This window comes from Roseibium sp., from assembly GCF_025698965.1.
In the GTDB taxonomy this organism is placed as follows: Bacteria; Pseudomonadota; Alphaproteobacteria; order Rhizobiales; family Stappiaceae; genus Roseibium.
This window is the reverse complement of the sequence record NZ_JAILWL010000259.1, coordinates 1-9,085: the sequence shown is the minus strand read 5'-3', so window position 1 is coordinate 9,085 and position 9,085 is coordinate 1. Positions and strand designations below refer to the sequence as shown.

The 9,085-nt window shown below is 56.0% G+C and carries 5 protein-coding genes; 4 read left to right on the top strand and 1 reads right to left on the bottom strand.

Annotated features, from left to right (window positions below; genetic code table 11):
* Window positions 1-3,428 (bottom strand): VCBS domain-containing protein (locus K5905_RS19715; protein ID WP_297586846.1); only part of this gene is annotated, 3,428 nt, incomplete at its 3' end.
* A gap of 328 nt (window positions 3,429-3,756) precedes the next feature.
* Here K5905_RS19715 and K5905_RS19710 point away from each other — a divergent pair.
* The 4 genes from K5905_RS19710 to K5905_RS19695 form a co-directional block, all read left to right on the top strand.
* The gene (locus K5905_RS19710; RefSeq protein ID WP_297586844.1) at window positions 3,757-5,136 is read left to right on the top strand and encodes a TolC family outer membrane protein; all 1,380 of its coding nucleotides are present in this window, start codon (window positions 3,757-3,759) and stop codon (window positions 5,134-5,136) included.
* Window positions 5,137-5,145: 9 nt separating this feature from the next.
* Entirely contained in the window at window positions 5,146-7,389 is a 2,244-nt protein-coding gene (locus tag K5905_RS19705) for a type I secretion system permease/ATPase (protein ID WP_297586842.1), read from the top strand.
* Window positions 7,373-8,680, top strand: a complete 1,308-nt coding sequence (locus K5905_RS19700) for an HlyD family type I secretion periplasmic adaptor subunit (RefSeq protein WP_297586841.1) — start codon at window positions 7,373-7,375, stop codon at window positions 8,678-8,680. Before K5905_RS19705 ends, K5905_RS19700 begins: the two co-directional genes overlap by 17 nt.
* A 33-nt stretch (window positions 8,681-8,713) precedes the next feature.
* Window positions 8,714-9,085: hypothetical protein (locus K5905_RS19695; RefSeq protein WP_297586840.1), on the top strand; the 372-nt coding region annotated here is incomplete at its 3' end.

Genomic DNA, 9,085 nt, shown 5'->3' with positions numbered 1-9,085 from the left:
GCGGCAGCATGGTCCAGCGTGTAAGTCCACACGCCGCCGACTGTTACTTCGAAGGTGCCATAGCTGCCTTCGGTTCCCTCTTGCGCCGTGAAGGTTGGATCGTCGGTCGCATCCGCATCGGAAACAAACAGAGTTCCAGAGGCCGACTGGGTTCCGTCCTCCTCGACATCACCGCTGGTCGTACCCGTTATGATCGGTCCGTCTTCCTCACCGGTCACCGTGATCTCGACGACCTGGCTGACGCTCTCACCGTCTTCTGTCGTCGCGAACACCGTGAAGGTCTCGGTGAACTCTTCTCCGCCAGTCAGAACCTGAGCCGCTGCATTGTCGAGCGTATAGGTCCAGACACCTCCCGCTGTCACATCGAGAGAGCCGTAAGTCCCCGCCGTTCCGATCTGTTCGATAAAAGTCGGATTGTCGATTGCATCGGCATCTGAAACGGCAAGAGTTCCGGTTGCGCTCAGCACTCCATCCTCGGTCACAGCACCGCTGCTGGTGCCGGTGATTACCGGAGCATCTTCCTGACCGGTCACAAAGATGGTGACGATCTGGATGATGCTTTCACCGTCGGAGGTTGTCGCCTCGACCGTGAAGGTTTCTGTAGCGGTCTCTTCTCCTGCCAGAGCCTGAGCCGCTGTATTGTCGAGCGTATAGGTCCATTCCCCGCCGGACGTGATCTCGAAAGTTCCATAAACCCCCGACGTACCGGCTTGAGCAAGGAAGACAGGGTTATCGACTGCATCTGCATCAGCAACATTCAACGCGCCTGACGCAGACTGTGTGCCATCTTCGGCAACCGAGTTGCTGGCAACCCCGGTAATAACTGGCGCATCTTCCTGGCCCGCAATCGTGACGGTTACTGTTTCGGTTACACTCTCGCCATCGGCGGTCGTTGCCTCGACGACAAATGTCTCTGTCGCGATTTCTCCACCGGCCAGTCCCTGAGCAACCGCATTGTTGAGCGTATAGGTCCACACACCTCCTGCGGTAATCTCAAATGTGCCGTAAGCTCCAGGTGTTCCGGACTGCGCAATGAAAACGGGCGTATCAACCGCATCCGCGTCGGTTGCGATCAACGTGTCCGAAACGACCAGAGTGCCGTCTTCGGCTACCGCACCGTCGGCACCTCCTGAAATTACCGGGGCGTCCTCGGTTCCGGTAATCGTGAAGGTCACTATTTCGGTAGCGGTTTCTCCAGCGACGTCTTCGACCGTGATCAGAAAGGCAAAGGTGATCGTTTCACCTTCAGCCAGGAAATCAAGGTCGGCGGTGGCATCATAGGTCCAGCCAATTTGGCTTTGTCCTGCATTACCCAAGCCGGCATCTGCGGTTTCCCCTGCTGTCTGGGAAGAGAGTTCGCTGCTTCCCAGGCTGAAGCCTGCCAGAAGCGTTGCCGACAGATCGGGAGAAATATCATTCAGGTTTCCGCCGCTCCAGACAGGCGCACCATTCGTCTCAAACGAGATCGTGACACTGTCACCCTGGTCGACGTCACTCACAAGAACGGAACCGCTGTCAAGGAGCGGCTGCGCAGAGGCATCCGTTGCTTCCGTAAATCCTGCAGGCGGGCTCGCAACAACCTCCGGTGCGTCGTTGACACCTGCTACAGTGACGGTGACCAGGCCGGAATTCGTGGACACCCTGCCAGTGCTGTCAATCACGGTATATTCAAACGTGACTTCCTGGGTGCTGTTCGCCGACAGCGTTTCAAAGTCGCCGTCAGTATCGAATGTGAAAGTTCCGTCTTCGTTGACGATAACCGTACCCAGCGCGGGATCCGACACTGAATTAAGGCTGATTGTGTCGCCTGGGTCCGGATCGGATCCGACAAACGGAGCCGTCACTGTGCCGTCCTCGTTCACATTCAGCGAAATATCAAAGGCGGTCGGAGGATCTTCAACCGGCTGGATGGTGATTGGAACGTCGGCTTCGACGGTCTCCGTGCCGTCATCAACCGTAATGTTCAACCCGCCATCCAGACTGTCCGGTGACGGGGTATAGGTTAATCCGGAAAGAGCAGCATTGATGTCTTCCTCTGATCCGGAAAATGACATTTCCTCGTCGGCGAAGCCATCACCTGTAATGAAAGTGAGTCCGTCTGTCTGGGCCAGTGTCACTGTTGAACGGGCCACAATTGTAACCGTACCCTCGCCATCTCCCGGAATTTCGATGTTCAAACCGGTCAGGCTGATCGGCTGATCTTCCGCAATTGTCACATTAGTTGGAAACACGACTGCCAGGTCATCCGGCGGAGCTTCCTCCTCTCCTTCGGCAGCCTGGGACTGGGTCGTCGACCGACTGGCAAATTGAACAAAGCCTGCTCCGTCGGGTCCACTCGGATTTAGAAGGTCAAGTCCGCTTTCCTCAGGGTTCGAAGAGTCGGGATTATTCTCTCCTTCCGGCTCAAGCGGCACTACATCCGGGTTCTGAATTCCTTCGGGAGGCCCTGCGTCGGTCTGGTCCGGACCACCATCGCCATCGGTACCGTCATTCGGCGTTGCCTGACCGAGCCCTGCTGCCCTGTACGCGTCGAACGCCTGCTGAACCTGACCCTGTTCTGCATCAACGTCGGTCTGGGTTTTGGGGGTCACGATCGGCGTGGCACCAACGGAGAGGATCAGGAACGTTGAATCGGTCGTGCTGACTGTTCCAAGCAATTGACCGGAAAGCCTATCAAACAATTGGTAGGATCCAAGCACGCCGCTCGGGTCAAGGGCGAGCGAAAACCGCGTCGACCCGTCCAGCGCGTTGATCTGCACGATCGGGGTCGTGCCCCGAATGCCCATTGTTGCGGTTGGCGTTTCAATCCTCATGTCCCCGGAAGGCGCCACCTGACCGGTGACGAACACGAAACTGCCCTGAACCAGGTTCATAACCATGGAGTTGCCGGAGCCACCGGGCGTGAAGATCAATTCGTCGAGCACCATTCTGGCATCGGCTGACAGCGAAAACAGGGTTTCGTCGACAAAGACAATGGCCAGCGACGAACCGGTAGCGGTCTGAACGACATCGCCCTGAAACACCGGATCGCCTGTGCTTAAGGTCACCACAGTTCCGTCGGTGCGTTGCGCAGTCGCTGTCCCGACAAGAGTTTGAACCGATCCTATCGGTGCTCCGGCACTGCCCGCTCCAACTTGTGCATATTGCCCCGCTGCCTGGGGGCCAGCCAGTTGCGCCGCAGTCTCACCATCGATCAGCGCACCTTCGGCTGAAAACAGGTTCGGCAGATCAGGTTGTGTAAAAAAGTTCTGTATCCTGAGCGACCCGAAATCTTCATGACTGATGAGAAGATCAGAGCCCTGGCGGGTATAATCGCCACGAAACAACAATGCAGAATTGTCAACAGGAGGTAGTGTAACCGAAGCATCAATGACCACAGTTTCGGAAGTATCAAATGTTACTATTCCGGAATTTGAAATATTGGACACGACGCACACTCATCACATTAGTTGCATCATTGCAAAAATTACGGATCTTAAAGGATTTAGCCAAATCTTAGCACTTTTTTAATAAAAAGTCTTTGCCGGAACCAAATAAGCTAGGCTATGGTTATTTCGGGCGAAGGAAAGAATACGATCTTATTGGAAAATTTAGCAAAACTGACGCTAAGTCACATTCAGTAATTTATAAAGATTGTTCCCAGTAGAATGATCATCGGGATGTAGGCAGGGTACGACGATGAACAAGTTGGGAAATGCCAAAACTCTGATGAGATGTTGCTCCGGCTTCGCGCATCAGTTGAATCGAGGGCGTACCATGGATTTCAATCCATTCTCTGCCTTGTTCGTCACACTGCTGCTGCCGTTATTTTTCACGCAAAGCGCCAGGGCGATGTCTCTGGAAGATGCCGTGTCGCGCGCCGTTTCGACCAACCCTCAGGTACTGGCAGCCGCCGCGAACCGGCGATCGGTCGACTATGAGTTTGAGCAGGCTCGCGGGGCATATCTGCCTAAACTGGACCTTGAGGCAACTTACGGGGCACAATTCATAGACAGACCAAACTCGCTGGAAGTCACGAATAACCGCGAATGGCGCAACGCACGCGATGCCACATTGGTCGCGCGGCAAGTTTTCTTCGACGGCTTTGCCAGAGCGAATGAGGTATATCGTCAGTCCGCCCGTATCGACGGGTCGGCTGCCCGGGTCATGGAGCGCGCCGAACTGATTGGTCTGGACGCGACCGAGACATTTCTCGATGTCATCCGCCATCACCGGATCCTGAAGGCCGCTGACGTCAATATTCAGGAACATGTCAGGCTTCTCAATCTGGTGCGAACCAAGGTCGAAGGTGGCTCTGCGACTGAAAGCGAACTGCGTCAGGCCGAGGAAAGGGTCGCCGCGGTTCATGCGGTGAGGGCCGATGTTCTCCGGGAACTCGGGGCTGCAAAGGCCCGGTTTGAGAATGTGATCGGGATTGCCCCCCCTGCTCTCAAGTCTCCTCGCGCACCGAGAAAAATCCCGAAATCCGAAGCCAGCGCCATTGCAACGGCGCGTGGCAATCATCCCGCACTCAGGGCCGGGTCCGCAGATGTTGACGCGGCAACGGCTGACTACGACAAAACGCAGGCGCTGTTTCTGCCAAAGGTCGGTCTGGAAGGTGTGGCTTCCGTCGGTGAGGATCTGGACGGCACACCGGGTCGCAACAATGAATTTGCGGTCCGCATGACCATGTCCTGGAACTTGTTCAACGGAACCATCGATGCCAATCGCCGGCGTCAGCTCGGTGAGAAGGTAACCGAGAGCAAGATGGAACTGGACCAGCTGCGTCGGACCGTTGACGAAAGCGTCCGCAGATCCTGGAGCGACATTCTGACCAATGACGTCCGCCTGAAAGCTCTGAAAGAACAGACCGTCGCCGCAGATGCCGTAATCGTAAGTTACGAAAAGGAATACGAGGCGGGGCTTCGTGATCTGCTAGATCTGCTGATTGCCCAGAACTCTGCCTTTACCTCACGTGTCCAGCTTATCAGCTCCCAGACCATTGCGGTTTTTTCCCGCTATCGCCTGTTGGCATCGACCGGTGAACTTCTGGCGTCGTTCGGGATTGCAGCGCCTCCGGAAAGCCTGGCCGGCGATACTGAAATGCCGTGGTTTGTCGGCTCCAAAGGTCTCATTGAGCCCTTACGCAAATGGTGAGGGTTTTGAATGGACGGGACTGCGAAAATCCGAATGGATGATGACGCTTCCGGTCCGGGAAAGACAACGGCTGCCGATTTCCCGTCGGCTTGCGAAAACACCTCGTCGAACGGTCTCCTGGAAGCGTTGATCCACATTTCGCGGCATCACGGGCGCATGGCGAACAAGGCGGAACTCATACGCGGCCTGCCCATGACCCCGGAAGGTCTGTCCCTCAGCCGCATCGAGGAAGCCGCACACCGGCTTGGACTTGTTGTGCGCATCGAGCAGCGCGAAGTCGCAAAAATACCGGTGGTCACATTGCCCGTTATTGCCATGCTTGAAGGCGAACAGGCGGTCGTTGTCGAAAAGATCGACCGGCGCAAGGATACGGCAACTGTTTTTGCAGCCGATATTCCTGGTGGATCGAGACCGGTCAAGCTATCGGACCTAGCTGGCCCCAAGATGGCGCTGGTGATATTCGTCAATTCTGTCGGCAAGACTGCGACCGAGGAAATTGCCAGTGACACGCCAAAGGACTGGTTCTGGTCGGCCGTGAGGCGGTTCTGGCCCAACTATCTCCAGGTTGTCATCGCCGCCTTTATCGGCAATATGCTCGGCCTCGCCAGTCCTCTTTTCATCATGAACGTTTATGACAGGGTCATTCCCAATCTGGCGATCCCCACGCTCTGGGTTCTTACCATCGGTGTGCTGATTGCTTTTCTGTTCGACTTTGTCCTGAAGATGGTCCGCATGCAGATCGTCGACGAAACCGGGCGCCGCGTCGACATGGCCGTTGCTGGGCGTTTGTTCGACCATTTTCTGCGCATCAAACTTGCGGGACGGCCGGCGTCCACGGGCGCGGTTGCCAATCAGGTTCGCGATCTGGATTCCGTACGCGACGCGCTGACTTCGTCCAGTGTGATCGCCATGACCGACCTGCTGTTCATCGGCATATTTGTCTGGGTCATGTGGTATCTGGTTGGTCCCCTGGCTTTCGTTCCGGCTCTTGCGGTGCCGGTCGTTGTTGCCGTGACAAGCCTGGTCCAGATCCCTCTTTCCAGGGCATTAGCCGAAAGTCAGAATGACGCTGCGCGACGTCAGTCCGTTCTGGTCGAGACCATTTCGTCTCTGGAAACCATCAAGGTCACCGGTGGTGAAAGTTGGTTCCGGCGGGCATGGGACCGCGCGGTTGCCGCTGCCAGCCGGTCGACTACAAAGGCAAGATACTGGGCCAACACAGCTGCGTCTTTCACAGGTGTTGTCTTTCAGCTCGTTTCGATCGTGATTGTCGTCTGGGGGGTCTTTCTGGTTCTTGACGGACAGATCACCGTGGGCGCACTGATCGCCGCGAACATTCTGGCAGGACGGGTACTTTCACCGCTGAACAACATTTCGCAGACGCTGTCCCGGCTTTTGCACGCACGCACCGCCATGAGAAGCCTGAACGCGCTCATGACAACACAAGCTGAAAGCGGTGTTGTCGCCCGCAGCATCGCAACACCGGACAACCTTGAAATCGCATTCCAGAACGTGACCCTCGCCTATCCGGAAAACAAGATACCGGCTCTGGAAGACGTCAGCTTTTCGGTCAGGAGCGGTGAAAGAGTTGGCATAATCGGCCGGGTCGGCTCCGGAAAGAGCACGCTCGTCCGCATTCTCTCCGGCCTCTATGAACCGCAATCCGGCACCTATCTGCTTGGCGGTGTCGATACGCGCCAGTTTTCTCCCGCGGACCTGCGAACCACGGTCGGTCTGTGCTTGCAGGACGCAGAACTCTTCAGCGGCACATTGCGCGACAATATCCTTATCGGTGCACCATACGCCTCGGCGCAAGATCTCGAGCGCGCGGTGCATCTGGCCGGCGTCGACTTCTTTTCCTCTCGCCATCCTGACGGCCTCGACATGCATATCGAGGAGCGTGGTCGCAGCCTGTCCGGAGGACAGCGACAATCTGTTGCCCTTGCAAGGTGCCTTATCCGGTCTCCAAAAATCCTGTGTCTTGATGAACCCACAGCCTATCTGGACATCATGTCCGAGAGGCAACTCTGCAGTCGCCTTCGAGAAATAGCCGACACCGGCATCACCCTTTTCATCGCAACACACCGTGACGGTCCGCTGGAACTTGTCGATCGTCTATTGTTGCTGGACAGGGGAAAACTGCTGATGGATGGCCCGAAAGATGAAGTCGTGGCGAGGCTGAAGGCCGGTGCACAAAACAACGCACCGCCCGCCCCACCCTTTTCCGGAGGCACGCATGGCCAGGGTGGATGAGGATTTTGCAAACGATGTTCGCGCGGCATTGGACCGTCGGCGGAACACCGGAATCTGGGGGCTCCTGCTCGTGCTTCTCCTGCTTTTGGCAGCACTTGCGGTCTGGGCACATTTTGCAGAGATCGAAGAGGTCACGACCGGCGACGGACGTGTTATTCCGTCAAGCCAGATTCAGGTGGTTGAATCTCTTGAAGGCGGGCTTATCGCCGAAATCTTCGTCAAGGAAGGCGATGTGGTTGAAGCCGGGCAACCGCTCGTACGTATTGACGATACCGACTTTGCGTCCGATCTCGGCGAGCTTGAGCAGCAACGCTCCGCGCTGCTGATAAAGGCCAGGCGTCTTGAAGCCGAAGCCCGCGGCGAAAGCCTTACTTTCAGTCCGACAGAAATCGAACAGCCTGTCGCAGCACGCGAACTTGCCTTGTTCGACGCGCGCAGAACCGCGCTCGAGCAGGAGCTTTCCGTTATCGAGCAGCAGCTCTCCCAGCGCAGCCTGGAAAAAGTGGAACTGGAAACACGCCTGGTGAGCACAAAGCAAACCGCCGAATTGCTCGACGAAGAGCTGCGCCGTGCTCAGGAACTCGCCACAGCCGGGGCATATCCGAAAATGGATCTGTTGAGGCTGGAGCGGGAAACAAAGGCGGGCAGCCTTGAGGTAGACGTGCTTCGAGCCTCGATCCCGCGCGCGACGGCAGCGATCACTGAAGCGTCGGCGCGTCTTGAAAGTGCCATTCTCGGTTTCCGTGCAAAGGCCCATGAAGAGCTTACTTTGACATTGAACCAGCTGACCGTCCTGGAAGAAACCGTCAAATCGGCGAAAGACAAGGTTCACCGCACTGTTTTGAGGGCACCTGTCCGAGGCATCATCAACAAATTCTCGGTGGCGACAATCGGTGCTGTCGTGTCACCTGGCGAGAGCATATCCGAGATCGTACCGCTGGACGATACGCTTTTGATCGAAGCCCAGATCCGCCCGCAGGATGTCGCCTTTCTTTTTCCCGGCCAACCGGCCCGCGTACGGGTAACAGCTTATGATTACACCATTTATGGTGACCTGACCGGCGTGGTCGAACGTATCGGTGCGGACACTATCACCAACGAAGAGGGAAAGACTTTTTATAGAGTAATTGTAAGAACTGACAAGAATTCGTTAGGAACAGAAAGCAATCATTTACCAATAATACCGGGAATGGTCGTAAATGCCTCGATCTTAACCGGAAATAAAACGGTTCTCGACTATTTGTTGAAGCCAATAATCAAGGCGCGAACCGAAGCTCTACGAGAAAAATAAATGCATCGGCGTGCCTGAACAGGGCAGAAGTCGATGCGGTTTATTGGCACTCTTGTTTTTCGAGCGATCACGCTTGTCTGGTTCACCGGCCTTGTGGCCGGTGTATTCACAACACAACCGACATGGGCGACAGAATTCAAACGCACCATGCATATCGCCAAATTCCTGAAATTCGAAAAGCCCGGGAAGGCGCATCCGCAAAAGATAGGTTTGTCGGGATACACCCCTCGAAAACTCGAACTAAAACCTCGGCTGGACACACCGCTTGCCCGTCGATGGGCAATGGCGCGAACTCGATTGAATGCTGAGGCGGATTGGCTGAATTCCTGCAGATCCGGAGCCTGCCGCGATCCACGCGCCGACACTTGGTTCAAAACGGTTTCCCTAATCCGCTCAACCACTGCC

Excerpts from the sequence above, each read along its gene's own strand:
- K5905_RS19710 (WP_297586844.1), top strand. The coding sequence starts at position 3,757 with ATGGATTTCAATCCATTCTCTGCCTTGTTCGTCACACTGCTGCTGCCG.
- K5905_RS19705 (WP_297586842.1), top strand. The coding sequence starts at position 5,146 with ATGGACGGGACTGCGAAAATCCGAATGGATGATGACGCTTCCGGTCCG.
- K5905_RS19700 (WP_297586841.1), top strand. The coding sequence starts at position 7,373 with ATGGCCAGGGTGGATGAGGATTTTGCAAACGATGTTCGCGCGGCATTG.